Raw genomic sequence first — 26,553 nt, forward strand, 5'->3', positions numbered from 1 at the left:
GGCGCGCGTGGCATTGGCGGGCGGGAGCGGGCTGCACTGGCGTGCGGACGGTGCGCGCATCGACACGCGGCTGGCGATGGCGGGCGGCGGGATGCCGCAGGTGACGGCGACGCTGGCCCAGGCGCGGGTCGGCGCACCGGTGCGCGGCACCGCCACACTGGCCCCGTACCGGGCGGGCGGCGCGATGCTGGCGCTGGACCGGATGCGCTTTTCGGCGGCGCTGGACGGTGCGACCCGGATCGAGACGCGCGCGACCCTGTCGGGGCCGCTGGGCGACGGGCGGATCGAGCGACTGGTGGTGCCGGTGGAGGCGCGCTGGGACGGGCGGCGGCGGTTGATCGTCAATCCCGGTTGCGCGCCGGTGGCAGCGGACCGGGTGGCGGTGTCGGGGCTGGTGCTGTCGGGCGTGGCGCTCAGGCTGTGTCCGGTGGACGGGGCGGTGGTGCGGATCGATGGCGCGCGGGTGAGCGGCGGCGCGCGCGTGGCGACGGCGCGGCTGGCGGGGCGGCTGGGCGGCACGCCGGTGACGCTGGCGGCGCAGGATGCGACGCTGCGCCTGTCCGACCGCGGCTTCGTGCTGAGCGATGTCGCGGCGCGACTGGGAAGCGCGGAGCGGGTGACGCGGTTGGATATCGGGCGGCTGGAGGGCCGGATCGGGGGCGGAGCGGTGAGCGGCTTCTTTGCCGGCGCCGGCGGGCAGATCGCCAATGTGCCGCTGCTGCTGAACGGTGCGCGCGGGACATGGCGGCTGGCGGGCGGCGCGCTGACCCTGAACGGTGTGCTGGACGTGGATGATGCGGCCGAGACGGCGCGCTTCCAGCGCATGGCGGCACGCGACGTGACGCTGTCGCTGGTGAACGGCAGGGTCCATGCCGCGGGAACGCTGTACGAGCCGTCGCAGACGGTGAAGGTCGCCGATGTCACCATCGATCACCAATTGTCGAGCGGGACGGGTGCGGCGGACCTGCGCGTGCCCGGATTGACCTTTACCGAGACCTTCCAGCCCACGCTGCTTACCATGCTGACCTATGGCGTGATCGCCGATGTGCGGGGCACGGTTCGCGGCGACGGGCATATCGCGTGGGGCGCGGACGGCGTCACCTCGACGGGAACGTTCGCCACCGACGGCACCGATCTGGCCGCAGCGTTCGGACCGGTGAAGGGGATCACCGGGACGATCCGCTTCACCGACCTGCTGGCGCTGGAGAGCGCGCCGGATCAGGTGGCCACGATCAAGTCGATCAACCCCGGCATCGCGGTGACCGATGGCGTGATCCGTTACCGGACGCTGCGCGATACGCGGGTGAAGGTCGAGGGCGGCGCATGGCCCTTTGCCGGCGGATCGCTGACGCTGGACCCGACGCTGCTCGACTTTTCGCAGCCGGCCGAGCGGCGGATGACCTTTCACGTGCGCGGCGCGGCGGCCGACCAGTTCCTGCAACAATTCGACTTCGAGAATCTGAATGCGACCGGTGTGTTCGATGGCGAGTTGCCGATGGTGTTCGATGACAGGGGCGGACGGATCGAGCAGGGATCGCTGATGGTGCGCGAAGGCGGCGGCACCCTCGCCTATGTCGGCGATCTCAGCCAGAAGGATCTGGGGTTGTGGGGCAATCTGGCGTTCGGTGCGCTGCGCTCGCTGCGCTATCGCACGCTGGGGGTGACGATGAACGGGCCGCTGGCCGGCGAGATGGTGACCGATGTGCGCTTCACCGGCGTGAGCCAGGGCAAGGGGGCCAAGTCGAACTTCCTGATCCGGCGGCTCCAGCGCCTGCCCTTCGTGTTCAACATCCGGATCAAGGCGCCGTTTCGCGGGCTGCTCGATTCCGCCCAGTCCTTCTGGGACCCCAAGCGACTGGTGCAGCGCAACCTCCAGAGCCTGATCGAGGAACAGAACAAGCGCGCGGCGCCGCCCGCCGGCACCGCCCCGACGGGCGGGGTCATTCAGCCGCCGGCAAGCGGAACCGTGCCAAAAACGAGACGGGATTGACGATGGACAAGAGGACACCGATCTTGGGGAAGATGGCTGGGGCGATAACGATCGCGCTGGTCGGCATGGCGCCGGGGGGATGCGTGAACATCTCGGCGCCCGACAAGCCGATCGAGATCAACCTCAACATCAACGTGACGCAGGAAGTGGTGTATCGCCTGGACAATGAGGCGAAGTCGCTGATCCAGCAGAACCCGGGGATTTTCTAAGATGCGCAGCTTCGTGTTGAACATGATGGTCGCCACGGCGGCGATCGGCGGCCTTTCGGCGGCGGCCTGGGCGCAGCGCGACCCCGCCTATGCGGCGGCGCGCTCGGCGGGCCAAGTGGGCGAGCAGCCCGACGGCTATATCGGCATCGTCGGCGCCGCGACGCCGGAACTGCGCGCGTTGGTCAACAACATCAATATCCAGCGCAAATCCGCCTATACCCAGAAGGCGCAGGCCAGTGGCGCCACCGTCGAGCAGATGGCGTTCACCAGCGGGTGCAACCTGATCGCCCAGACCGATGCGGGGGAGAAGTACAAGGGGCCGGACGGGGTGTGGAAGACGCGCACCGGCGCGGCGCCGGAGCGGGATTCGCGCTGCGTTTGATGGGGGTGGTTGCGGTCCCGGACTGACGGTTCAGGTTTGGGGCGCAATAATTCCCTCGCCCCTTCGGGGAGAGGGAAGGGGCCCGCTGCCCTTGGGCAGTGGGAAGGGTGAGGGGTAAACCAGCAGTGCGGCGCTGCTTGGCAGCCCCTCACCCTCCCACCGCTAACGCGGTGGGTCCCCCCCTCTCCCCGTGGGGGAGGGGGGTAGAGGGCACTGATCGTGATAGTCCGGTTGGAAGGGGGAGGGATGGCCCAGCAGTGTTGCACTGCTTGGCACCCCTCACCCTCCCATCGCTTCGCGATGGGCCCCTCCCTCTCCCACAAGGGGAGAGGGGATGAGATTTCGATTGTGACACTTCAGTGCCCAGCCGGTTGACTTGGGTGGCCGCGCTTTCTAAACGGACGGCGCCTTGGCGGGGTCGCTCGCCGTTCGTGCGCTTTCCTTCCGGCTGACAGGTTCAAAAGGCGAGGTGGGCGCGTGGCGGAGAACGAACCCGGACAGGATTTCCACGGCGCGGAGGACCCGCGGCTTTCCGCGCTCGATGAGCGGCTACGGGATGCCAGGGCCCGCGAAGCGTCGCGGCAGGGGGTGAAGGTCGATACCGACAAGGGTTATGCCCAGGGTAGTCGCATCATCTCCGCGCTGATCGGAAGTCTCGTCGGCAGCGCGCTGATCGGCTGGCTTATCGACCGCTGGTTCGGCACCGCGCCCTGGGGGCTGATCGTGATGCTGTTCCTCGGGATAGCCGTCGCGTTCAGGCAGATTATTCGGATATCAGGCGAGCGCCCGGAATAACCGGGCGTTCTTCGTATGTGGGAAACGGGCGTGGCGGCAGAATCGGGTAGCAAGATCGATCCGATGCACCAGTTCCTGATCGAACCGGTGTTCGGCCAGAAGTGGATCGTCGGCGGATACGACCTGTCCTTCACCAATTCCGCATTGTGGATGGTGGTGACGCTGGTCGCTTTGTGGGTGTTCATGATCGGCGGCATGAAGCGCGATCTGGTGCCCGGCCGCTGGCAGGCCGCGGTGGAGGGCTTCACCGGCTTCGTCAACGGCATGCTGACGTCGAACATCGGGCCGGAGGGCAAGCGCTTCCTGCCGTACGTCTTCTCGCTGTTCATGTTCATCCTGTTCGCCAACGTCATCGGCCTGATGCCGTTCGGCGTGGTGCCGGGCGTGCATCCCTTCACCGTGACCAGCCACCTGACCGTGACCGGTGTCCTGGCGCTGATCTCGTTCGCGATCGTGCTGATCGTCGGCTTCGGCCGCCACGGCTTCCACTTCTTCGCGCTGTTCGTGCCGCACGGCACGCCCGCGCTGATGATCCCGCTGATCTTCGTCGTGGAGCTGATGAGCTTCCTGGTGCGCCCCTTCTCGCTGGGTCTGCGACTGTTCGTCGCGATGACCGCGGGGCACATCCTGCTGAAGGTGCTGGCGGCGTTCGTCATCAACGGCATCAACCTGGGTCCGGCCTATGCCGCGCTCATCACCGTGCCCAGCTTCCTGCTGATGATCGGCATCACGCTGCTGGAACTGCTGGTGGCGGCGATCCAGGCCTATGTGTTCGCGCTGTTGACCAGCGTGTACCTGAACGACGCGGTGAACCTGCACTGATCGGCAGGCGCCCGACGGCGTGACCCTTTCGACTTTATACCTGAACGTGTTTGAACTGGAGTGATTGAAATGGACGCAGAAGCCGCAAAGATGCTGGGTGCCGGTCTGGCCGCGATCGGCATGGGCCTCGCCTCGCTGGGCGTGGGCAACGTGTTCGCCAAGTTCCTGGAAGGCGCACTGCGCAACCCGGGTGCGGCCGACAGCCAGCAGGGCCGTCTGTTCATCGGCTTCGCCGGTGCCGAGCTTCTCGGCCTGCTCGCCTTCGTGACGATGATCATCCTGGTGTTCGTCGCCTAATATCGTCGTTGCGCCGGGCGGCCATGCTGGTCGCCCGGTGGACATGGCCACGAGGACCCCATGCCACAGATTGCTCAGATCGCAGCGACCTACGCGTCGCAGATCTTCTGGCTCCTGATTACCTTCGGCCTGCTGTACTTCGTGGTCGGCCGCGGAATGGTGCCCAAGATCCAGGCGACCGTCGACAACCGTGAAGCCCGTATCGCCGGCGATCTTGCCGCGGCCGAGGCTGCGCGGGCACAGGCCGATACGGTCGAAGAGGCGTGGCGGCTCGAAATGGACGCGGCGCGCGGCGCGGCGCAGGCCGAAACCACCGCCGCCAAGCAGCGTGCGGCACAGGCCTTCGAGGCGCAGGTCAAGGCGGCGGATGCCGACCTGGCCGAGCGGCTGGGGCATCATGACCTTGCCATCGCGAACGCCAAGGCGGAAGCGCTGGCCAATCTTCAGGGCGTGGCCGCCGATGCGGCGCGCGATCTGGTCGCCAAGCTGTCCGGAGCCCAGGTGGGCCAGGACGCGGCGGCGGATGCGGTGCGGAAGGTGACGGCGCATGGCTAATGCAAATGGCAGCGCGCTGGTGGCGGAGAACCTTTCCGGCGCCGCGTCGGCCGAGGGGCTGCAGCCGCAGGCGGTACGCGGTGGCGAGGGGCTGCACGGCTCCACCACCGAGCCGGGCGGCGCCGAGCACGTCGCCAGCCCGACCGCGTTCGGATTCGATTCCACCGGCTGGGTTGGGATCGCCGCGCTGGTCGTGCTGATCGGCATGATCGTGAAGAAGGTGCCGGCCATGATCGGTCGCACCCTCGACACGCGCATCGCCGCGATCCGCACGCAACTCGACGAGGCGGCCAAGCTCCGCAAGGAAGCCGAGGCGCTGAAGGCCGAATATGAGGCCAAGGCGAAGTCGGCGCATGCCGATGCCGAGACGATGCGGGCCCATGCCCAGGCGGAGGCGAACCAGATCCTGGCCAAGGCCAAGATCGATGCCGAACAGCTGATGGACCGCCGCGCCAAGATGGCCGAGGACAAGATTGCCGCGGCCGAGCGTCAGGCCCTGGCCGAGGTGCGCGCCCGCGCCGCCGAAGCCGCCGCCCGTGCCGCCGGTCTGCTGATCGCCGAGCATCACGGCGCCGCCGCCGACCGTGCGATGGTGGATCGCACGATTGCGGGGCTGGGTCGGCCGAACTGATCGACGGATCATCCCCTCCATCGCGAGGGGTATGAGAGGGGCGTGCCGCTGGCGCTGCCCCTCTTTTTCTTTTTTGCCCGCCGCCTCTTTCGGGTTTCCGGCGCCGGGCGTGTCAGACACGAGCCCGTTGCAAAGGAGCAATCCGATGGCATGGGTCATTCTGGGTATCGCGGTGTTTTCCGAAATCTGCTGGGCGCTCAGCCTGAAATGGGCAGCGACGGTGGCGACATGGCAGGCATCGGCGGTGCCGATCACGCTCAGCTTCGTGAACATGGGTCTGCTGGCGCTGGCGATGCGCGGACTTCCCGCGGGCACCGCCTATGCGATCTGGACCGGGCTGGGCGCGGTCGGCGTGGTGATCGGCGGCGCGGTGATCTTCGGCGACCGGCTCAACGGCGTGCAGGTCGCCTTCATGGCACTGACCGTGATCGGGGTGATGGGGACGAAGTTCTTCGCCTCTGCCTGACTTGTCGGCCAGAGCGCGGCGCGATAGCCATCGGCTATGGAGATTGTCGGCGATTATCAGCGTGATGGTTACGCGCTTGTCCGCGGGTTGATCCCCCGGACCGTGTGCAACGCGCTGCTCAACCAGATGAAGGGCGAGATCGAGGGCGCGGGCGGGCGGCTGGAGTCGATCGCCCGCGAATCGCCGCTGCTCGCGCGGCCGGCAGTGGAGCTTTACGGCTATCATTATCCACCGCTGCTCGGCTTCCTCTGGGCGCTGACCCCGACGATCGAGACGTTGGTGGGGGCGGCGTTGCTGCCGACCTATGATTATTTCCGCATCTACCGCGACGGCGATGTGTGCCGGGTGCATTCGGATCGGCCCTCGTGCGAACACAGCCTCTCGCTGACGCTCGACTATAGCGACGGCGAGCCGTGGCCGCTGGAGGTGGGGACGGAGGCGCTGGTCGATCCCAGGCCGGAGGTGACGGCGGACTTTGCCGGGCAGCCTTATGCCAGCCTGGCGATGGAGCCGGGGGATGCGGTGCTCTATCGTGGGGTGCATCGGCGGCATGGGCGCATCACGCCCAATCCCAATGCGTGGTCGGCGCATCTCTTCTGCCACTGGGTCGGGCGCGACGGGGCGTTCAACGCGCATGCGTTCGACGGCAATGCCGCGCTCGCCAGGCCGGTCAATTTCCGCTTCGGCTGAGGCGACGGGCTGGCGGGGCGGGGTGACCGCTCCTAAATTCCTGGGCGATGTCCGAGAAAACCGTCGACCGCTTCAACGAAGAAAAATCCACCTTCTCCATCCGCGGCGCCGATACGCCCGATCTGGCGGTGGGGGTGGCGGCGATCCGCAACGTGCTGGCGACGCTGCCGCTGCGTGCGGGCGTGTACCGGATGCAGGATGCGCGCGGCGACGTGCTGTATGTCGGCAAGGCGCGGGCGCTGAAGAATCGGGTGGCGAACTATACCCAGGTCGACCGGCTGCCCAAGCGGTTGCAGCGCATGGTGTCGCTGACCCGGTCGATGACCATCGTCACGACGAACAACGAGGCGGAGGCGCTGCTGCTGGAAGCGCAGCTGATCAAGCATTACCGCCCCGCCTATAACGTGCTGCTGCGCGACGATAAAAGCTTCCCCTTCATCCTGCTGCGGTCGGACCATGATTTCCCGCGGGTGCAGAAGCATCGCGGCGCCAGGCGGGCGGTGGGCAATTACTACGGCCCCTTCGCCAGCGCAGGGTCGGTCAACAACACGCTGAACGCACTGCAAAAGCTGTTCCTGCTGCGCAGCTGCACCGACAGCTTCTTCAAGACGCGCGACCGACCGTGCCTGCTCTACCAGATCAAGCGCTGCTCGGCGCCGTGCGTGGGGCGGATCGACGCCGCCGGCTATGGCGAGCTGGTGGCGGACGCGAAGAGCTTCCTGGGCGGCAAATCGACGCAGGTGCAGGCCAAGCTGGGCGCGCAGATGCAGGCCGCGGCGGAGAACATGGATTTTGAACTGGCCGCGGTGCTGCGCGACCGGTTGAAGGCGCTGACCTTCATCCAGGGCACGCAGGCGATCAACGCGGAAGGGGTGGGCGATGCCGACATCTTCGCGCTGGCGTGCAAGGACGGGGTGATCGGCATCCAGGCCTTCTTCATCCGCGGCGGGCAGAATTGGGGGCATCGCAGCTTCTTCCCCGCGCACACCACCGATGTGCCCGAAGACGAGGTGATGACGAGCTTCCTGACGCAATTCTACGAGGAAGTGCCGCCGGCCAAGTCGATCCTCCTCGACCGGGATCTTGCCGAGGCTCCGCTGCTGAGCGAGGCGCTGGGCGAGCGGGCGGGGTACCGGGTGTCGATTGCGGTGCCCCAGCGGGGGGACCGGCGGCGGTTGATGGACCAGGCGAAGCGCAATGCGGTGGAGGCGTTGGAGCGGCGTCTGGCGGAGAGTACGACCCAGGCCAAATTGTTGCGCGAAGTCGCGGAGTTGTTCGACCTGCCCGAGCCGCCCGACCGCATCGAAATCTATGACAACAGCCACATCCAGGGCAGCAACGCGCTGGGCGCGATGGTGGTCGCGGGGCCCGAAGGGTTCCGTAAGGGTCAGTATCGCAAATTCAACATCAAGGGCAACGAAGCCGCCACCAACGACGATTTCGCGATGATGCGCGAAGTGTTCCGTCGCCGCTTTGCCCGGCAGCTGGAGGAAGCGCCCGACCGCGACGACGGCACCTGGCCCGACCTGGTGCTGATCGACGGCGGCCGCGGACAGCTGAACGCCGCCAAGGCGGTGCTGGAGGATCTGGGCATCGAGGATGTCTGCCTGGTAGGCGTCGCCAAGGGGCCGCACCACGGCCGCGACGGGCGCGAGGTATTTCACATGATGGACGGTCGGGAGTTCCAGTTGCCGGTGAACGCGCCGGTGCTGTTCTACCTCCAGCGGTTGCGCGACGAGGTGCACCGCTTCGTCATCGGCGCGCACCGCGAAAAGCGCGCCAAGGCGATGGGCGCGAGCCCGCTGGACGAGGTGCCCGGCATCGGCCCGGCGCGCAAGAAGGCGCTGTTGATGCATTTCGGCACCGGTCGCGCGGTGCGCAATGCCAGCCTGGAAGACCTGAAGCGCGCGCCCGGCGTGTCGGCCGGCGTTGCGCAGCAGGTCTACGACTTCTACCATGCGCGTTGAGCGAGAATAGAAATCCGGAAGCGAAATGTTCATTGTCCTGTGTTATGCACAGGGACATGGTGACGCCTGTCTTCCTGACCGTGGATACCGAGTTCGCCTGGCGCCATCATCGCGCCGGACTGAACATGAAGGCGATCTATGACCGTTCCATCGAGCCGATGGGCGTCGGATTAAGCTATCAACTCAATGTGTTGCGTCGTCATGGTTTGAAGGCGACCTTTTTCATCGATCCGATGCCGGCGGACATCTTCGGCATCGATCCCGTCCGGCGGATGGTGGAGGCGGTGCTGGAAGCGGGGCAGGAGGTGCAGTTGCACTGCCACCCGCACTGGCAGCAGGCGCGGGTCGATGATCGCGGCGCGGCGCATGACCGGTTCCAGTTGTACGAATATGATCGCGACGAGCAGCAGGTGGTGCTGGCCCGGGCGACCGAGTTGCTGATGGCGGCGGGGGCGCCGCGCCCGGTCGCGTTCCGCGCGGGCAGCTATGCCGCCAATGACGACACGCTGGCGGCGCTGGCGGCGCTGGGCTTCACCTATGACAGCAGCCATAACGGGGCGGAGCCGAAGCATAGCCGCATCACCCTGCCCGCACGGCAGGTGGCGCCCGTCACATGGCCGTCGGGGTCACCGGGCATCATCGAGGTGCCGGTAACGGTGATCGAGGACCGGCCGGGACATTTGCGGACCTTTCAGATCTGCGCGCTGTCGACCGAGGAAAGCTGCGACGCGCTGGAACATGCCGCCGCATCCGGGCACGCGGCGGTGACGATCGTCAGCCACAGTTTCGAACTGGCCAACCGGTCCGCCACCCGTGCCAATGCGGTGCATGTCCGCCGGTTCGAGGCGCTGTGCGAAATACTGCACCAGATGGCGTCGGTGCTGCCGACCCGGCATTTCGCCGAGATGCCGGCGTTGCGGCTGGGGCAGGAGGACGCGGTCCTTGGCCCCGACAGCCTGCGGACCCGCTGGCGGCAGGCCGAACAGCTTTGGTCGAACCTGGTGGAAGAGCGGCGGGCGTGACCGCGACGCGGGTAAGGTTGAAATTCCAGGTCGGCGCGCGGACCCTGGCCGGCGTGTCCCGCCGTCTGGAGCGTCTTCCACTCGGGCTGGAGGCGGTGCTTTCCAGGGAGATCCCTGCGCTGCCGCCGATCGGGGCGGCGGACGGGTATCTGGTCACCTCGCTGTCCGCCGCGCATCTGGACGCGCTGTCGGGGGCGTGGCCGCTGACCGCGGTGCGCCAGCGTTATACCCGCCATCATGTCGACCTTGCCCGCGGACATGAGGCGTGGATGGCCGGGCTGTCGGGTCAGGCGCGGTCGGGCTTGCGTCGCAAGACGAAGCGGCTGGGCGGGACGGTGCGCGGATATCGCAGCGCGGCCGAGGTCGGCGCCTTCCTGGACCTGGCGATCCCGCTGGCGGCGCGCACCTATCAGGCACGCCATGGACTGGATGCGGCACTGTCCGACGATCCCGCGTTCCGGCGGGGGATCGTGCAAGCTGCGGGCGAAGACCGGGTGCGTGCCTGGGCGATGTTCGTCGGGGAGCGGCCGATCGCCTATCTATGCTGTACCGGGCAGGGGCGGACGCTTCGTTACGATCATGTCGGGCATGATCCCGATTTTGCCGACCGGTCGCCGGGCACGGTGCTGATGGCGGAGGCGCTGGCCGATCTGTTCGGCGACCGCTTCGCCTGGTTCGACTTTCTGGAAGGCGACGGGCAGCACAAACGGCAGTTCGCGACCGGTGGCACCGAATGTCTGGACCTGCTGATGCTGCGCCCGACCATCGCCAACCGGGTGGTGCTGGCGGCGCTGGGCGGGTTCGAGGGCGGCGTCGGGCTGGCGCGCCGGGGCCTGGCGGCGTCACCGTTGCGTGGCTGGATGCGAACCCTTAGACGCTGAACCCGCATGCGCATCGCGGGGCCCGCCATTATCCTGTCGATCCGCGCACATGGCGAGCATGGCGCGATCGTGCGCGCACTCACGCGCAGCGACGGGGTGCAGGCCGGCTATGTCCGGGGCGGCCGGTCGCGGACGTTGCGGCCGATCCTGCAGCCGGCGAACACGATATCGGGGGAATGGCGGGCGCGCACCGCCGAGCAACTGCCGGCGCTGACCGTGGAACTGGTGGATACGCGCGCGACGCTGCACGGCGAGCCGCTGGCGGCGGGCGCGCTGGAATGGCTGACCGCGCTGACCGCGGCGGCGCTGCCGGAGGCACAGCCCTATCCGCGGGTCTATGACGCGCTGGACGGCGTGCTGGGCGCGATCGCGGCGGCCCCCTCTGCGCGGGGCTGGGCGACGGGGCTGGTGCGCTATGAGCTGCTGTTGCTGGCCGGACTGGGCTTCGGGCTCGACCTGTCCGCCTGCACCGTCAGCCGGGCGACGGAGGATCTGGGCTATGTCAGTCCCCGCAGCGGCGCGGCGGTGGCACGCGGTGCCGCGCGGGGCTATGAGGCCAAGCTGCTGCCCCTGCCCGATTTCCTGCGCGAGGGGGGGGCGGCGGAATGGCCCGACATCTTTGATGGATTGCGGATCACCGGGCATTTCCTCGCACGCGACCTGCTGCCGGGGCCGCGCAGCGACGTGCTGGCCGCGCGCGAGCGGCTGGTGGAGCGGTTGAAAAGGGCGGTTGCGTGACGGCGGCGCGGCCGGCAAGAGGCCGCGCATCCAGACGACAAGCGAAGGGGTTCAGGATGGCGACGATCGCGGTACTCGCAGGCGATGGCATCGGTCCGGAGGTGACGGCCGCCGCGCGGCGCGTGCTGGAAACGCTGAACCTGGGGCTTTCCTTCGAGGAAGCGGCGGTCGGTGGCGCCGGGTACGAGGCGGCGGGCCATCCCCTGCCGCCCGAGACGATCGCGGTGGCCGAGCGCGCCGACGCCCTGTTGTTCGGCGCGGTGGGCGATCCGCGCTTCGACATGCTGGAGCGGGCGTTCCGGCCGGAGCAGGCGATATTGGGCCTGCGCAAGCATTTCGGGCTGTTCGCCAATCTGCGTCCGGCGCGGCTGTTCGCCGGGCTGGAGGATGCCTCCGCGCTGCGTCCCGAGGTGGCGAGCGCGATCGACATGGTGATCGTGCGCGAACTGACCGGCGATGTCTATTTCGGTGCCAAGGGGCAGGGCCGGAATGCGGAGGGCCTGCGCGAGGGGCATGACCTGATGCGCTATGACGAGGCGGAGGTGGCGCGGATCGCGCGGGTCGGATTCGAGACGGCGCGCAAGCGGCGCGGCAAGCTGACCTCCGTCGACAAGGCCAATGTGCTGGAAACCTCGCAATTGTGGCGCGACGTGGTGCTGGAGGTGGCGCGCGATTATCCCGATGTCACGCTGTCGCACATGTATGTCGACAATGCCGCGATGCAGCTGGTGCGCAATCCCGGCCAGTTCGACGTGATCGTGACCGGCAACCTGTTCGGCGATATCCTGTCCGACCAGGCATCGATGTGCGCAGGATCGATCGGGATGCTGCCGTCCGCCGCGCTGGGCGCGACCGGCAAGGGGCTGTACGAGCCGATCCATGGCTCGGCACCCGATATCGCCGGGCGGGGCAAGGCCAATCCGTGCGCGGCGATCCTGTCCGCCGCGATGATGCTGCGCCACTCGCTGGGGCAGGCGGCCGCGGCCGACCGGATCGACGCGGCGGTGGCGGATGCGATCCGCGGCGGCGCGCGTACCGCCGACCTGGGCGGGACGCTGTCGACGGAGGCGATGACGGACGCGGTGCTGGCCCACCTGTAATGGCCGACCTGCTGGAGCTTGCGGTCGTCATCCCGACGTTCAACGAGCGGGCGAACGTGCCCGTGCTGATCGCGCGGCTGACCCAGGCTCTGGCGGGGCGGCGGTGGGAGGCGATCTTCGTCGACGACGACAGCCCGGACGGCACGGCGGAGGCGGCGCGCGAACTGGGCCGGGTGGACGCACGCGTGCGGGTGATCCAGCGTATCGGCCGGCGTGGCCTGTCCTCCGCCTGTATCGAGGGGATGTGCGCGACCGCGGCCCCCTTCGTCGCGGTGATCGACGGCGACCTCCAGCATGACGAGACGCTGCTGCCCGCGATGCTGGACCGGTTGCAGCGGGACGAGGCGCTGGACCTGGTGGTGGGATCGCGTTTCGTGGCCGGTGGCGGCACCGGCGAATGGGACCGCGACCGGGTGGCGAAATCGGCGCTGGCGACCCGGCTGTCGCGTCGCGTGCTGAAGGCCGACCTGTCCGATCCGATGAGCGGCTTCTTCATGATCCGCAGCACGGTGGCACGGTCCGTGGTGCCCGAATTGTCGGCAATCGGCTTCAAGATCCTGCTCGACATCATGACCGCGGCGCCGCGGCCGCTGGCCTTTGTCGAGATGCCCTATACCTTCCGGGTGCGGACCGAGGGCGAGTCGAAGCTCGATCACGTCGTCGCGATGGAATATCTGATCGCGCTGTACGACCGCATGTTCGGGCGGTTCGTGCCGGTGCGCTTTGCGATGTTCTCGGCGATCGGGGTGCTCGGGGTGGGCGTGCACATGGCGACGCTCAGCCTGGTGTTCCTGGGGGCGGGGGCCAGTTTCCTGCTGGCGCAGATCCTTGCCACGGTGGTGGCGATGACGTTCAACTTCCTTTTGAACAACGCGCTGACCTATCGCGACCGGCGGTTGAAGGGGGTGCGCGCGCTGATCGACGGATGGGTGTCGTTCTGCGTGGTGTGTTCGGTGGGCGCAGTCGCCAATGTCGGCGTCGCCGCCTTCCTGCATGACGTGCGCAGCAGCGAATGGGCGGCCTCCGCGCTGGTCGGGGTGCTGATCGGCGCGGTGTGGAATTATGCGCTGTCGTCCCGATTCGTCTGGGGACGGTATTGAGGGCGTCTCACCGGGGCGCGACGGCAAGCTCCGGATAGGTTCGGTGCAGGGCTTCGGTGGCTTCGGCAAGCGCCTGGCGGGCGGCGATGAGTTGCCGGTCGGCCTGTAACGGATCGTCGAACCGCCCCAGGTCGGACATCACCGGTCCCTCGAAATAGCGCATGGCATCCAAGGCCGCGTCGATCGCATTCAGGATGTCCTGCTGCTCCAGTTCGATCAAGGTGAGTCGTTCGGCTTCCAGGCGGAAAGGCATGGCTGACGGTCCGGTTCGCTACATCTTGTCCAACTATCCCACGCATGATGACCACATGCCAGCCGGGAGATTACTATCGTGTAACAAACGAAAATCGTTCGAAATCTTGGGTTTTGTAAGAGACGTCTGCGGCGCGTTGGCGGAAAATTGCACGCCGCTATGCCGATTTCAGCACAGGGGTGATTCGCCGTGCATCAATTCCAGTCCGGCAACAGCGTCCAGCGACGGAACGAATCGGCATGGGCCAGCGGGGCGGCGGAGAGGATCGGGTAGAACCACAGGAACAGGGCCGCGGCACCGATCAGGAGCATATCGTCCCCGTCGCGCAACGCACCGCGCCAATGGTCGGCGGCCACCGCGATCACGATCGGCAGCCACAGGCTGGGCAGGTAGTAATAGTAGAAAAAGCCGAGGGATTTCGGGATGACCGCCCAGATCAGGTAGCTGCCCAGCCACAGTGCGGCGACCGCGCCCAGCCGGACATCGCGGCGGTGCACCGCCCCCCAGATGCAGGCGGCGACCGCGACCAGGCCACCCCACATCACCACCGGATTGCCGACCATCAGGATGCCACGCTGTGCGCCGTCTGCGACGTCGTAGAAATACCAGATCGGGCGCAGCATCAGCGGCCAGCTCCACCAGTCCGACTGATAGGTGTGCGCCGACAGGACCTGGGTCTGCTGGTGATAGATGTCGAGCTGGAAGGGGAGCAGCGTGGCTATGCTCAGCGGATTGTCCGAGTAGAAAAAGGCGGGCGCAAAGGTGGCGAGATAGGTGACGCCGCCGACAAGGCCGAGGATGAGCCAGGCGCGCACGACCGACAGGCCGGGCCAGCGCGCCGGGTCGCGGTGCCGGAGGATCGCGATGGCGAGCGCGGCATAGCCGACATAGGGGATCGCGGTCCATTTCGTCCCCGCGGCCAGCCCGAGCAGAACGGCGCCCAGCGTCCAGCGGGCGGTGGCATGCGGCCCGCGCATCGCCCACAGCATGGCGGCGACGGCCAGCACCACAAAGGCGGCCATGAAGCCGTCGAGCATGGCGATGCGCGCCTGGACGAGCAGGGTGAAGTTGAACAGCGCGAGCAGGGTGCCGAGGATCGCGGGCCGCAGCCGCCGGGTGGTCAGCCACAGGATCCAGAACACCCCGCCCACCGTCGCCGTGCCCGCCAGCGTCGACAACGCGCGCCAGCCGGCGGGACCGTCGCCGAAAAGCAGAATGCCGAGTGCGATCAGCGTCTTGCCGAGCAGGGGATGCTCGATATTGGTGTGCCCGGCCAGCGCCAGCAGGGTGCGCGCGGCGGGCACGTAATGCACCTCGTCAAAGACGAGGCGATGCGGAATGGTCAGCCGCCAGGTGAACAGCGCCTGCGCCGCCGCCATCAGCAGCAGCGCGACGGGCAGGGGGCGACGAAGTGGGGCGGGGACATGCATCGTGCGCCATGGTGGCGTGCCACATGGCGGTTGGGAAGGCCGCAACGGGGCTTGCCGATGACCGCCGGCCCCGGCAAAGGCTGCAATCATGAAGCGCAAGACTGGTCAGGACCGTTCGATCACCGCCGGCTGGCGTCCCGCGACGCAGGCCGTGCGCGGGGGCACCGCGCGGTCGGAATATGGCGAAACCTCCGAGGCGATCTTCCTCACCTCCGGCTACGCCTATGATTGTGCGGGCGACGCGGCGGCGCGGTTCGCCGGCGAGCAGGAGGGGATGACCTATTCCCGCCTGCAGAACCCGACGGTGCAGATGCTGGAAGAACGCATCGCCCTGCTGGAAGGCGCCGAGGCGTGCCGCACCATGACATCGGGCATGGCCGCGATGACCGCGGTGTTGCTCAGCCAGTTGCAGGCGGGCGACCATCTGGTCGGCGGCCGCGCCGCGTTCGGATCGTGCCGCTGGCTGACCGACACGCTGCTGCCCAAGTTCGGCATCGGCACGACCGTGGTCGATGCACGCGATCCGCAGGCCTTCCTGGACGCGGTGAAGCCCGAGACCAAGGTATTCTTCTTCGAGACGCCGGCCAATCCGACGATGGACATCGCCGATCTGGCGGCGATCTGCGCCATTGCGCGCGAGCGCGGGATCGTGACCGTGGTGGACAACGCCTTCGCCACCCCCGCGCTGCAACGCCCGATGGATTTCGGCGCGGACGTCACCGCCTATTCGGCGACCAAGATGATGGACGGGCAGGGACGCGTGCTGGCGGGCGCCGTGTGCGGGACCGAGGATTTCATCACCAACACCCTGCTGCCCTTTACCCGCAACACCGGGCCGACCCTGTCCGCGTTCAACGCCTGGGTCGTGCTGAAGGGGCTGGAGACGCTGGACCTGCGCATCCACCGCCAGTCGGAAAGCGCGCTGAAGGTCGGCCGTTTCCTGGAGGGCCGCGTGCCGCGCGTCCTGCACCCCGGCCTGCCCAGCCACCCGCAGCACGAACTGGCGATGCGCCAGATGAAGGCGGCAGGCGCGATCTTCGCGATCGAACTGGATGGCGGGCGCAGCCAGGCGCATGCGCTGCTCGACGGGCTGCAACTGATCGACATCTCGAACAACATCGGCGATTCGCGGTCGCTGATGACGCATCCGGCCTCCACCACCCATGCCGGGGTCGCCGAGGACAAGCGGTTGGAGATGGGCATATCCGAGGGTATGCTGCGGCTGAACGTCGGGCTGGAAGATGCCGACGACCTGATCGACGACCTGGACCAGGCGCTGCGGCAGGCGGGCCTGTGACGATGCGCGGCGGCGTGCGGGGGAGACGCTGATGGCCTTGACCGAGGGCGCAGTGAAGGCGTTGTTCCCGCATGCGGCCACCACCGCGGGCGTTACCGTGCGCGTGTCGGTCAGCTATCTGCCCGAACAATCCGAGCCGGCGCGTGGGCGCTGGTTCTGGGCCTATCATATCCGCCTGGAGAATGACGGCGCGGCGGCGGTGCAGCTGCTGACCCGCCACTGGGTCATCACCGACGGGCGCGGCGCGCGCCATTCGGTGGAGGGCGAGGGCGTGGTGGGCGAGCAGCCGCTGATCGAGCCGGGCGCGAGCTTCGACTATGTATCCGGTTGTCCGCTCGCCACCCCGTCGGGGGCGATGCAGGGCACGTACCGGATGATCGGCGCGGACGGCGTCACCTTCGACGTGGCGATCCCGCGCTTCACCCTGCTGGCACCGGCGGTGGCGTCTTGAAGCGGACGCACCTGCCGCTGAACGGTCTGCGCGTGCTGGACGCAGCGGCACGGCACCTGAGCTTCACGCGCGCCGCGGACGAACTGGCGGTGACGCCCGCCGCGGTGGGCCAGCAGATCCGCGCGCTGGAGGATACGCTGGGCGTGGTGCTGTTCCGGCGCACGACCCGCGGGCTGGAACTGACGCCCGAGGCGGAGGCGGGGCTTGCCCCTCTCCGCGCCGGTTTCCTGCAATTCGAGGAAGCGGTGCGCGCCATGCAGGCGGGGCAATCGTCCAAGTCGCTGACCATCGCAGCGCCGCGCGACGTGACCGAAAAGTGGCTGATGCCGCGTCTGGCCGAGATTGCGGGCGGAGACGGCGACCTGCGCTTCACCCTGATCGCGGCGGACGAGGGGCTGGATTTCACCGAAGCGAACCTGGACCTGGCGATCCGCTGGGGCGACGGGCCCGGCGGGCATGAAGGCGAGGCGCTGGAATCGGACGGCATGGTCGTGGTGGTGGCACCCGGCAACGCCGGCGCCGCGCTGATCGGCTGGCCGGGCAGCCCCGACGAGGGCGTGCCGTTGATCCGGGTGACGGACGCCGGACTGGCGATCGATGCCGCCGCAGCCGGACTGGGCCGGGCGGTGGTGCCGCATCTGTTGGCCGCGCGCGATCTTGCCTCCGGGCGGCTGGTGCAGGTGGGAGAGGCGCTGCCCTCGCGACAGGGTTATTGGCTGGTCGCGCCGTTGCCGCAGTGGCGGCAGCAGAAGGTGAAGACGCTGGTGGAGGCGTTGGGGGGCTAGGGGACGGCAACGCATCATTCTGCGGTGATCGCGCCGATCCTAATTGTATCGTAAGAGGTTTTCGGCTCTTCTCCCTTTTTCCGAGGAACAGGGAGGGTTTCGATGTCGGATATGGACCGGGCGCATGTGGCGCGCTCGCAATTGATGTACGACGCCAGCAGGAAGTCCGCGGGCGTTGCTTATATCCTGCTGATCTTTCTGGGCGGATTTGGCGCCCACCGCTTTTATCTCGGCCGGATAGGTTCGGGCGCCGGAATGCTGGCGCTGAATGTCCTTGGCTGGATCACGCTGATTGCCGGTGTCGGTTTGGTTTTGCTCGGCATCGCCTGGGTTTGGCTTTTCGTGGACCTGTTCTTGGTGCCGGGCATGGCACGAAGCTACAATATGCGGCTGGCGAATGACCTGACGGGCGGCTCTCCTCAAACCGCCTGAACGGGGGCGGGGCGGAAGCGCCCCGCCGCTTCAATTCTTCAGCTTCCAGCCCTTGCGCAGGAGCGTGTAGCACAGCACCGCCATGGCGATGTCGGCGGCCAGCATGACGATGCCGCCCATCGTCACCGGCGAATCGGCCAGGCCGAGGAAGCCGTAGCGGAAGCCCGAGATGATGTAGAAGAACGGGTTGGCGTGGCTGATCGCGCGGAAGGTGGGGGCGAGCGAGTCGACCGAATAGAAGGTGCCCGACAGCAGCGACAAAGGTAGCACGACGAAGTTGGTCACCGCGGCGGCATGGTCGAACTTTTCCGCCCAGATCGAGGTCAGCACGCCGAGCAGTGCCAGAAAGGCCGAACCGAGCAATCCGAACCAGATAACGGCGAAAATGGCGTGGGGCGTGACATGGACGCCCGGCCAGATCGCCATTGCGAGCCATACGGTCAGGCCGACCAGCACCGCGCGCGTCACCGCGCCGCCGACCAGCGCGGCAAGCAGTTCGGCGGTGGACAAGGGCGGCATCAGGTAATCGACGATGGTGCCCTGGATCTTGCCGACCAGCAGCGAGAAGCTGGCATTGGCGAAGGCGTTGTTCATCATTCCCATGACGATCAGGCCGGGTGCGATGAAGTCGCCAAAGGGAACCTGCTGTCCCGCGACCGGCACCGCATGACGGCCGCCGAGCGCGGTGGTGAAGATGATGAGGTACAGAAGCGTGGTGACCGCCGGCGCCCAGATCGTCTGGAGCTGCACCTTGAAGAACCGGCGCACCTCCTTGATATAGAGGGTACGAAGGCCCCCCCAGTTGATGTTCCGGATGACGGGCACGCCGGGGGCGTGCTGTACCGCCGATTGGATTTCGCCGATTGGGGGCTGGCTGCTCATCGGCAAAGCGCGTAACCGCTGCCGGGGTCGCCCGCAACCGGTGGCGTGATGCAGGCGCGGTAAAATGCAGGGAATGTGTTGATGTCGTGGACGGACGAGCGGATCGAGACGCTCAAGACGATGTGGGAAGCGGGCCAGACCGCCAGCCAGATCGCCGAGGCGCTGGGCGGGGTCAGCCGCAATGCGGTGATCGGTAAGGCGCACCGGCTGGGGCTGCAGGCGCGCCCCTCGCCGGTGAAGCCGAACGAGCCCGAGGTGAAGGAGCAGCCGGTCGCCGCCGCGCCGCCCGAGCCCGCACCACCGCCCCCGCCTGCACCGGCCGAGCCGGCGCCGGTCCGCGAGGTGGTGCGCGAAGCCGCACCCGAGCCGGTCCGCGAGACCGCCCCGGCGCCGGAGCCGGTGCGCGATCCGCAGCCGGTGTTGCGTTCGGTCGGCCCCGGTGGCTTCGTGCGCCAGTCGCCCGGTGAGCAGCAGCCGCCATCCACCCCGGCGCCGCCGCGCCGCCTGGTACCGGCCAAGCCGAACGCCGATATGGCGGGCAAGACCACGCTGCTCGACCTGAACGACCGCATCTGCAAATGGCCGCTGGGTCATCCGGGCGAGCCGGATTTTCATTTCTGCGGGCAGAAGGTGAATCCGGGCTTCCCATACTGCGTGCAGCATTGCGGCCATGCCTATCAGGCGCAGTTGCCGCGGCGTGATCGCCGCCCGCCGCCGCCGTTGCCGTTCGGCGGCCCGCGCGTGCGCTAAGGCGGCCAAAGCCGCCGGCGGCACGCGCGGGCCGCCCGGCCGGCGCGGCTATCGCCGCGTCCGACGTCATGGGCTTTTGCCCATGACGGGCTGCATTAAGATACGAAAACACCCGCCGGGATCGCTCCGGGCGGGTGTTTTCTTTGCGGGTCCCGCCGCGGCGAAGCCGCGTCGTCGGTCGGCACGGTGTGCCGCCGGCCGGGCTTCGGCGTGGGTGCCGACTGGCACCCACGCCTGCGCCTTAGAACCTGAACGCCGCCGTCGCGCGGATCGAGTGCCAGCGGAACTTGTCGTCCGAACGACGAATGTCGGTGCCGCTGGTGTTGGGGGCCAGCACGAACGGGTTGGTCGCCGGGGCCGTACCCTGGGTCACGCGGACGCGCGCGTCGTCGTCCTGATACTGATGGTACATATATTCCAGGCCGACCGAGAAGTTGCGGCCGAGCTTCTGCTCGATGCCGCCGCCGCCGAGGAAGCCGAACTGGTTGCGATCACCCGACAGGGCAAAGGCATTGGCGGTGTTGGAGGTGGTGAAGCTGCGGTCGATGCGGGCATAGCCGGGGCCGAAGGTGCCGTAGAACAGCGTGGTATCGACCGCATAGCCGACGCGGCCGCGGATCGAGGCTTCCCAATCCAGCTCGCGGGTCATGACATAGTTGGCGGGCGTGGTGGAGAAGCCGCTGACGCTGTCGTTGATCTCGGCCTTGCCGAACTCGCCGACGACGCCGTACACGATGTTGCCGACCTGATGGTCCGCACCGACGCGGGCGTAATAGGCGATGCCGTTCTTGTCGTTGCGGCAACCGGTGGCGGCGTTCTGCGGCGACAGGGTGCTGCGCGCCGCGCCCTTGCAGAAGCCGGGCGAGAAGGCGTTGGCGCCGGTGGGCAGCGTTACCGTGTCACCGAAACGGCCGTCCAGATTGCGATCGAACAGCAGGCGCGAACCCTGGTCGTTCGGCTGGACGTCATAGCCGAAGCTGCCGCCGACATAGACGCCGGCGAAGGGGGCATCGGCGGTCGTCTCGGCACCCTGGTTGTAGCTGTCCTGTGCGAAGGCAGGCGCTGCGACCAGCGTCAGGGCGGCGGTGGCCACGGTGAAAGCGATGCGCATGGTGTCTCCCGGTTTCATGATACTCGGGCGGCGGAACGTTCGTTTTGCTGGGTTTTATCCGGAACCTACCTAATTCAAATTAATCTGTTGCGGCTATGCCACACCTAAGATGGGCAAGGGCGACGCTGGTACTCGGGCGCATCGCGCCCTATAGTTCTCGTTATGTCCGAAGATCTCTTTGCGGGTTCGGCCCGCCCGGCCCCCGCCTATGATGCCTCGTCGATCGAGGTGCTGGAGGGGCTGGAGCCGGTGCGGCGGCGGCCGGGTATGTATATCGGCGGGACGGATGAGCGGGCGTTGCATCATCTGGCGGCCGAGGTGCTGGACAATGCGATGGACGAGGCGGTGGCCGGCCATGCGACGCGGATCGAGGTAAAATTGGAGCCGGGCAACCGACTTACCATTGTCGACAATGGCCGCGGAATTCCCGTCGACCCGCACCCGAAATTTCCCGACAAGTCGGCGCTGGAGGTGATCCTGTCGACGCTGCATTCGGGCGGAAAGTTCACCGGCAAGGCCTATGCGACGTCGGGCGGCTTGCACGGCGTCGGCGTGTCGGTGGTGAACGCGCTGTCGTCGGACACGGTGGTGGAGGTGGCGCGCGAGCGGCAACTGTATCGCCAGCGCTTTTCGCGCGGGGTGACGCTGGGACCGCTGGAGAGCGTCGGCGCAGCGCCCAACCGGCGCGGCACCAGCGTCGCCTTCACGCCCGACACCGAGATCTTCGGGCCCGAGCTGCACTTCAAGCCGGCGCGGCTGCACAAGCTGGTGCGGTCCAAGGCGTATCTGTTCGCGGGTGTCGAGATACGCTGGCACTGCGCGCCCGAGCTGATCGCCGACGATACGCCGGCGGACGCGGTGTTCCAGTTCCCCGGCGGTCTGGCGGACCATCTGAAGGAACAGGTGGGAAGCCGCGAATGCGCCACCGCCAATTTCTTCAGCGGCAACCAGGATTTTCCGGGCGAGGCGGGGCGCGTCGAATGGGCGGTCGCCTGGCCGCTGTGGAGCGACGGCAGCTATAGCTGGTATTGCAACACCATCCCGACGCCCGATGGCGGCACGCACGAACAGGGACTGCGCCAGGCGCTGGTCCGGGGCTTGCGCGCGTTCGGCGATCTGGTGGGACAGAAAAAGGCCAAGGAGTTGACCGCGGACGACGTGATGGTCGGCTCCGAGGTGATGCTGTCGGTCTTCATCCGCGATCCGCAATTCCAGAGCCAGACCAAGGACCGGCTGACCAGTGCGGAGGCGGCCGGGCTGGTCGAGAAGGCGGTGCGCGACCATTTCGACCATTATCTCAGCAACAACATGGAGCGCGGCAAGGCGCTGCTCGGCTATGTGCTGGAGAAGATGGACGAGCGCCTGCGCCGCAAGCAGGAGCGCGAGGTCAAGCGCAAGACGGCGACCAGCGCAAGGAAGCTGCGCCTGCCCGGCAAGCTGACCGACTGTTCGGCGGACAGCCCGGAGGGTACCGAACTGTTCATCGTCGAGGGCGATTCGGCCGGCGGATCGGCCAAGCAGGCGCGCGACCGCAAGAGCCAGGCGATCCTGCCGATCCGCGGCAAGATCCTGAACGTCGCGTCCGCGACCAGCGCCAAGATCCTGCAGAATCAGGAGATCGCCGACCTGATCCAGGCGCTGGGATGCGGCACGCGCAAGGATTGCGACCCGACGCAGCTACGCTACGACCGGGTGGTCATCATGACCGACGCCGATGTCGACGGCGCCCATATCGCGACGCTGCTGATGACCTTCTTCTTCCAGGAAATGCCCGACCTGGTACGGCGCGGGCACCTGTATCTGGCGCAACCGCCGCTCTACCGCCTGACCGCGGGCGCCAAGTCCGCCTATGCGCGGGACGACGCGCACCGCGCGCAACTGGAGCGCACCATGTTTCGCGGCAAGAAGGTGGAGGTCGCCCGCTTCAAGGGGCTGGGCGAGATGAACCCGCAGCAATTGCGCGAAACGACGATGGACCCGGCCAAGCGCAGCATGATCCGCATCACCCTGCCGCAGGAATATGAGGAGCGGGCGGGGGTGAAGGATCTGGTCGACCGGCTGATGGGCAACAATCCCGCGCACCGCTTCGCCTTCATCCAGGAGAATGCGGCCCGGCTGGACGAAGAGGTGATCGACGCATGACGGAAAAGGATCTGGACCGCATCTACAAGGCCAATCGCTGGCTGATCGCGAAGAAGACGGGATCGGCGGGTATCAAGGCGTTCACCGTGGGACGCGAAAGCCTGGACGCCCTGATCGGGCAGATCGCCGATGCGTACGGCCTGTCCGAAGAGGACCGCGCGCGGCTGCGCCCGACCGCGGGGATCGACCTGCATGAAGGCGCGGGCAAGCTGGCGGACATGGCGCGCAAGTCCGCGGGCGTGATGAAGGGGATGGAGATCGTTGCCGATGCCAGGCGCGCCGGCACGCTGATGAAGACGGGGCGGCATCTGGTGACCAAGGGCCTGCCGGGGGCGGCGCGAGTGGCCAAGGGTGCCAAGGCGGCGGGTGTCGCCGGGCGTGCGGTGCCCTGGGTCACAGTGGCGGTATCGGCCTATGCGGTCGGATCGGCGGGCTTCTTCGCGGCCAAGGCGGAACGGTTCAATCGCGATTGCCGCAATTTGCTTCAGGCGCGGCTGGATGCGGCGGAGGGGACGGCTTCAGCGTCCTGAGTGGGGGGCGTCGGGTATCGCTTTCGCGCCACCTGTCTCTCGATACAGCGTCTCGATACGCAGCGTCGCTGCTACTCGACACTTACTCGAGACGAACGGGGGGGCATGTTTCCCGGTACAGCGGGTGGATATGCAGGTTCGCGGCTACTCGACGGTTACGCGAGGGGACCGGGAGTGGGGCAGCCTGTCTCTCGATACGCCGGCTCGATATGCTGCCTGGCTGCTACGCGACAGCTGCTGGAGAGGAACCGAAGAAAGCCTGAAAACAATGCAGTAGGGGCTTGATCGGACGGGCCCTTCATGGCCTGATGCTTGCGCCCATTCGGCGTCGGTCGCCGGGGAGGTGGGCCGACGGCCACGGGAGGGGCCACGACATGATGATGCTTGCGCTGTTCTGGGCCGCACAGGCCACCGCTGCTCCGTCACCTTCATCTGCTCCGCCCTCCCTGCCGGACCCGCCCAGCATCGTCGTGACGGGAGAGCGACTGTCGACGTTGCGCGACGAACTGGCGGCGTGCATCGCGCGGCAGTGCCCGCCGCCCGAAGAGATCAAGCGTTCGCTGGCCCTGGCCGAGACGCAGTTCATCGCCGGTGACTATGCGAAAAGTCGTGGGACGCTGTTGAAGGCCCGCGGGCGCAACGCCCGCCATGCCGCGCAATTCCCGACCGACGTGGCGGACCTGCACCGCGCGACGGCGCTGCTGTCCAACGTCAACGGCTTTCCCGATCCCGCCCGCATCGGGGCGATCGACGCGGTCGATGCGCTGAAGAAGGGCTTGCCCGACAACGATCCGCGCATCTTCATGGAGCGGTTGCACGTCGGCGAGGCATTTGCGCGCGAAGGGCGACTGATCGGCGCGCTGGACCATTATGACTGGGTGGCGAAAGGCGCCAAAAGCGCGGGGCTGCCCGATATCGAGGGGCAGGCAATGTTGCGTTCCGCCGTCCTGCTGGCCGCGGTCGGGTCGATGATCAAGCGGTTTGAACCGGCCGCACGGCGCGCGGCCGATGCGATCCTGGCGCGGCCGGAACCCGCGTTCCTGCCTTATCGCAACGGCGTGCGCGTGCTGCGCGCGCAACTGGCGCCGAAGCGGGAACGCGAGGCGGCGGTGCGGACGGCGATGCGCCAGATCGAGCCCGATCCCAACGCAAAGGGGCCGCTGCTGATCTATGGTCCGCCCATCGACATGCAGGACGCGGTGTTCGGCACCGTGGCGAACGACACGCCGCTCTGGGCCGATGTCGCTTTTCACATCGCGCCCGATGGCCGGGTGACAGACGTGGAGACGCTGCGCAGCGCCGAGCAGGTGGATGAACGCTGGGTGGAAATCGCCACGCGCGGCTTGCGCGACCGGCGCTATGCTCCGTCCACGATTCCGGCGGGTGGCCTGGCGCGGGTGGAGCGATACAGTTTCGTGGCGGACTTCGTGCCCTTCGGCCGGAGCCGCGACTCCCTGCGCAGCCGCATTCCCGTCCGCTCGTCGCAGCGCCGCGTGGAGGTGATCGATATCAGCCTGCCGCAGCAGCAGGCATCGGCCACGACGCCCGCCACCTCGTAGCGGTGTTGATTCCCCTATCCCATCTCCGCTAACACACCGCTCCGGGCGGCCCACCACGGGTCGCCCTTGCTGTTTGAAGGAGCACGCCCGTGACCATCACCGCCCTGATGCCCGTCTACCCACGGTGCGGGGTGCGTCCGGTCCGAGGCGAGGGCGTGTATCTGTATGGCGAAGACGGGCAGCAGTTCCTGGATTTTGCCAGCGGCATCGCGGTGAACGCGCTGGGCCACGGCCACCCGAAGCTGGTCAAGGCGATCGCCGATCAGGCGGCGACGCTGATGCACGTGTCGAACCTGTATGGCAGCCCGCAGGGCGAGCATCTGGCGCAGCGGCTGGTGGATGCGACCTTTGCCGATACGGTGTTCTTCACCAATTCGGGCGCGGAAGCGGTGGAATGCGCGATCAAGACCGCGCGCCGCTACCACTATGCCAATGGCAATCCCGAGCGGCACACGCTGATCACCTTCAACAACGCGTTCCATGGCCGGACGCTGGGGGCGATTTCCGCTACCAACCAGGCCAAGATGCGCGACGGGTTCGAGCCGCTGCTGCCAGGCTTCGCCTATGCGCCGTTCGACGATCTGGATGCGGCGCTGGCGCTGATCGACGACAATACCGCGGGCTTCCTGGTGGAGCCGATCCAGGGCGAGGGCGGCCTGCGCCCGGCGAGCCCCGCGTTCCTGCGCGGCCTGCGCGAGGCGTGCGACAAGCACGGCCTGTTGCTGGTGCTGGACGAGGTGCAGTGCGGTTATGGCCGCACCGGCAAGTTCTTCGCCCATGAACTGTACGGCGTAACGCCCGATATCATGGCGGTGGCCAAGGGCATTGGCGGCGGCTTCCCGCTGGGCGCGTGCCTTGCCACCGAGGAAGCGGCCAAGGGCATGGTCGCAGGGACGCACGGCTCCACCTATGGCGGCAATCCGCTGGCCATGGCGGCAGGCGAGGCGGTGCTGGACGTGTTGCAGGAGCCGGGCTTCCTGGAGCAGGTCGAGGCGATGGGTCAGCGACTGCGCGCCACGCTGGAGCAGATGATCCCCAATCACGATCATCTGTTCGAGGAAGTGCGCGGCCATGGCCTGATGCTCGGCCTCAAGATGAAGAGCGACAGCCGCCGCTTCGTCGCGCATTGCCGCGACGAGCATAACCTGTTGCTGGTATCGGCTGGCGAGAATGTGGTGCGCATCCTGCCGCCGCTGGTGATCGACGAAAGCCATGTCGCCGAGTTCGCCACCAAGCTGTCCGACGCCGCGCGGGTCTATGTGCCCGTTGCCGACGATTGATGATGA

29 protein-coding genes are annotated in these 26,553 nt (G+C 67.5%); 25 read left to right on the forward strand and 4 right to left on the reverse strand.

Going from position 1 to position 26,553, the window contains the following annotated elements; genetic code table 11:
* The 16 genes from OXR08_RS12355 to OXR08_RS12430 form a co-directional block, all read left to right on the forward strand.
* Positions 1–1,990: YdbH domain-containing protein (locus tag OXR08_RS12355; RefSeq protein WP_267350245.1), on the forward strand; the 1,990-nt coding region annotated here is incomplete at its 5' end.
* Between the two features lie 32 nt (positions 1,991–2,022).
* Entirely contained in the window at positions 2,023–2,199 is a 177-nt protein-coding gene (locus OXR08_RS12360) for a YnbE family lipoprotein (RefSeq protein ID WP_112382282.1), read from the forward strand.
* Between the two features lies 1 nt (position 2,200).
* The gene (locus tag OXR08_RS12365) at positions 2,201–2,581 is read left to right on the forward strand and encodes a YdbL family protein (protein WP_149682130.1); all 381 of its coding nucleotides are present in this window, start codon (positions 2,201–2,203) and stop codon (positions 2,579–2,581) included.
* Between the two features lie 477 nt (positions 2,582–3,058).
* Positions 3,059–3,376, forward strand: a complete 318-nt coding sequence (locus OXR08_RS12370; RefSeq protein ID WP_112382101.1) for an AtpZ/AtpI family protein — start codon at positions 3,059–3,061, stop codon at positions 3,374–3,376.
* 30 nt (positions 3,377–3,406) lie between these two features.
* Entirely contained in the window at positions 3,407–4,198 is a 792-nt protein-coding gene (locus tag OXR08_RS12375) for a F0F1 ATP synthase subunit A (protein ID WP_112382283.1), read from the forward strand.
* 69 nt (positions 4,199–4,267) lie between these two features.
* Positions 4,268–4,495, forward strand: a complete 228-nt coding sequence (locus tag OXR08_RS12380; protein ID WP_112382102.1) for a F0F1 ATP synthase subunit C — start codon at positions 4,268–4,270, stop codon at positions 4,493–4,495.
* A 60-nt stretch (positions 4,496–4,555) separates the two neighbouring features.
* Positions 4,556–5,050, forward strand: a complete 495-nt coding sequence (locus tag OXR08_RS12385) for an ATPase (protein ID WP_267350249.1) — start codon at positions 4,556–4,558, stop codon at positions 5,048–5,050.
* A complete protein-coding gene (locus OXR08_RS12390) occupies positions 5,043–5,681 on the forward strand; it encodes a hypothetical protein (protein WP_267350251.1) in 639 nt (212 codons plus the stop codon). The genes OXR08_RS12385 and OXR08_RS12390 overlap by 8 nt, the downstream gene beginning before the upstream one ends.
* A gap of 145 nt (positions 5,682–5,826) precedes the next feature.
* The gene (locus tag OXR08_RS12395; protein WP_112382105.1) at positions 5,827–6,147 is read left to right on the forward strand and encodes a multidrug efflux SMR transporter; all 321 of its coding nucleotides are present in this window, start codon (positions 5,827–5,829) and stop codon (positions 6,145–6,147) included.
* Positions 6,148–6,183: 36 nt separating this feature from the next.
* Complete coding sequence (locus OXR08_RS12400) at positions 6,184–6,837, forward strand: hypothetical protein (protein WP_267350254.1); 654 nt, start codon at positions 6,184–6,186, stop codon at positions 6,835–6,837.
* A 47-nt stretch (positions 6,838–6,884) separates the two neighbouring features.
* A complete protein-coding gene (uvrC, locus tag OXR08_RS12405; RefSeq protein WP_112382107.1) occupies positions 6,885–8,804 on the forward strand; it encodes an excinuclease ABC subunit UvrC in 1,920 nt (639 codons plus the stop codon).
* 56 nt (positions 8,805–8,860) lie between these two features.
* Entirely contained in the window at positions 8,861–9,826 is a 966-nt protein-coding gene (locus OXR08_RS12410; protein ID WP_267350256.1) for a polysaccharide deacetylase family protein, read from the forward strand.
* Positions 9,823–10,707 (forward strand): GNAT family N-acetyltransferase, encoded by an 885-nt coding sequence (locus OXR08_RS12415; protein WP_267350257.1) that lies wholly within the window; start codon positions 9,823–9,825, stop codon positions 10,705–10,707. Before OXR08_RS12410 ends, OXR08_RS12415 begins: the two co-directional genes overlap by 4 nt.
* Before the next feature lie 6 nt (positions 10,708–10,713).
* Positions 10,714–11,445: a DNA repair protein RecO gene (gene recO, locus OXR08_RS12420; protein WP_267350259.1), complete on the forward strand. Its 732-nt coding sequence runs from the start codon at positions 10,714–10,716 to the stop codon at positions 11,443–11,445.
* A gap of 56 nt (positions 11,446–11,501) precedes the next feature.
* On the forward strand, positions 11,502–12,545 hold the full coding sequence (gene leuB / locus OXR08_RS12425) for a 3-isopropylmalate dehydrogenase (protein WP_267350261.1): 1,044 nt from the start codon (positions 11,502–11,504) through the stop codon (positions 12,543–12,545).
* Complete coding sequence (locus OXR08_RS12430) at positions 12,545–13,645, forward strand: glycosyltransferase family 2 protein (protein WP_267350263.1); 1,101 nt, start codon at positions 12,545–12,547, stop codon at positions 13,643–13,645. Before leuB ends, OXR08_RS12430 begins: the two co-directional genes overlap by 1 nt.
* 7 nt (positions 13,646–13,652) lie before the next feature.
* Here OXR08_RS12430 and OXR08_RS12435 read toward each other — a convergent pair whose 3' ends face one another.
* On the reverse strand, positions 13,653–13,898 hold the full coding sequence (locus tag OXR08_RS12435; protein WP_267350265.1) for a hypothetical protein: 246 nt from the start codon (positions 13,896–13,898) through the stop codon (positions 13,653–13,655).
* A 194-nt stretch (positions 13,899–14,092) separates the two neighbouring features.
* Positions 14,093–15,328: a phospholipid carrier-dependent glycosyltransferase gene (locus tag OXR08_RS12440; RefSeq protein ID WP_267350267.1), complete on the reverse strand. Its 1,236-nt coding sequence runs from the start codon at positions 15,326–15,328 to the stop codon at positions 14,093–14,095.
* 88 nt (positions 15,329–15,416) lie between these two features.
* Here OXR08_RS12440 and OXR08_RS12445 point away from each other — a divergent pair, with 88 nt between their 5' ends.
* The 4 genes from OXR08_RS12445 to OXR08_RS12460 all read left to right on the forward strand — a co-directional run bounded on the left by OXR08_RS12445 (position 15,417) and on the right by OXR08_RS12460 (position 18,293).
* Positions 15,417–16,625 (forward strand): aminotransferase class I/II-fold pyridoxal phosphate-dependent enzyme, encoded by a 1,209-nt coding sequence (locus tag OXR08_RS12445; protein ID WP_149682118.1) that lies wholly within the window; start codon positions 15,417–15,419, stop codon positions 16,623–16,625.
* A 52-nt stretch (positions 16,626–16,677) separates the two neighbouring features.
* Positions 16,678–17,076, forward strand: coding sequence for a Co2+/Mg2+ efflux protein ApaG (apaG, locus tag OXR08_RS12450; RefSeq protein ID WP_112382285.1), 399 nt, complete (start codon positions 16,678–16,680; stop codon positions 17,074–17,076).
* Positions 17,073–17,861, forward strand: coding sequence for a LysR family transcriptional regulator (locus OXR08_RS12455; protein ID WP_149682117.1), 789 nt, complete (start codon positions 17,073–17,075; stop codon positions 17,859–17,861). The genes apaG and OXR08_RS12455 overlap by 4 nt, the downstream gene beginning before the upstream one ends.
* A gap of 102 nt (positions 17,862–17,963) precedes the next feature.
* A complete protein-coding gene (locus tag OXR08_RS12460; RefSeq protein ID WP_235903988.1) occupies positions 17,964–18,293 on the forward strand; it encodes a TM2 domain-containing protein in 330 nt (109 codons plus the stop codon).
* Positions 18,294–18,323: 30 nt separating this feature from the next.
* Here OXR08_RS12460 and OXR08_RS12465 read toward each other — a convergent pair whose 3' ends face one another.
* Entirely contained in the window at positions 18,324–19,175 is an 852-nt protein-coding gene (locus tag OXR08_RS12465) for an ABC transporter permease (protein ID WP_112382116.1), read from the reverse strand.
* Positions 19,176–19,256: 81 nt separating this feature from the next.
* On the opposite strand from OXR08_RS12465, the gene OXR08_RS12470 reads away from it, so the two are divergent.
* Complete coding sequence (locus OXR08_RS12470) at positions 19,257–19,925, forward strand: GcrA family cell cycle regulator (RefSeq protein WP_149682115.1); 669 nt, start codon at positions 19,257–19,259, stop codon at positions 19,923–19,925.
* A gap of 241 nt (positions 19,926–20,166) precedes the next feature.
* Here OXR08_RS12470 and OXR08_RS12475 read toward each other — a convergent pair whose 3' ends face one another.
* Entirely contained in the window at positions 20,167–21,036 is an 870-nt protein-coding gene (locus tag OXR08_RS12475) for an outer membrane beta-barrel protein (protein WP_112382118.1), read from the reverse strand.
* A gap of 162 nt (positions 21,037–21,198) precedes the next feature.
* Here OXR08_RS12475 and parE point away from each other — a divergent pair, with 162 nt between their 5' ends.
* From parE to OXR08_RS12495, 4 genes are all read left to right on the forward strand, one after another.
* Positions 21,199–23,178 (forward strand): DNA topoisomerase IV subunit B, encoded by a 1,980-nt coding sequence (gene parE / locus OXR08_RS12480; RefSeq protein ID WP_267350273.1) that lies wholly within the window; start codon positions 21,199–21,201, stop codon positions 23,176–23,178.
* Positions 23,175–23,708, forward strand: a complete 534-nt coding sequence (locus tag OXR08_RS12485) for a hypothetical protein (protein WP_267350275.1) — start codon at positions 23,175–23,177, stop codon at positions 23,706–23,708. Before parE ends, OXR08_RS12485 begins: the two co-directional genes overlap by 4 nt.
* Before the next feature lie 374 nt (positions 23,709–24,082).
* On the forward strand, positions 24,083–25,267 hold the full coding sequence (locus OXR08_RS12490; RefSeq protein WP_150131769.1) for a hypothetical protein: 1,185 nt from the start codon (positions 24,083–24,085) through the stop codon (positions 25,265–25,267).
* Between the two features lie 89 nt (positions 25,268–25,356).
* A complete protein-coding gene (locus OXR08_RS12495) occupies positions 25,357–26,547 on the forward strand; it encodes an aspartate aminotransferase family protein (protein WP_267350277.1) in 1,191 nt (396 codons plus the stop codon).
* Positions 26,548–26,553: the final 6 nt, after the last annotated feature.

Origin of the sequence: Sphingomonas sp. GM_Shp_2 (assembly GCF_026540875.1) — a bacterium.
Classification (GTDB): domain Bacteria; phylum Pseudomonadota; class Alphaproteobacteria; order Sphingomonadales; family Sphingomonadaceae; genus Sphingomonas; species Sphingomonas carotinifaciens.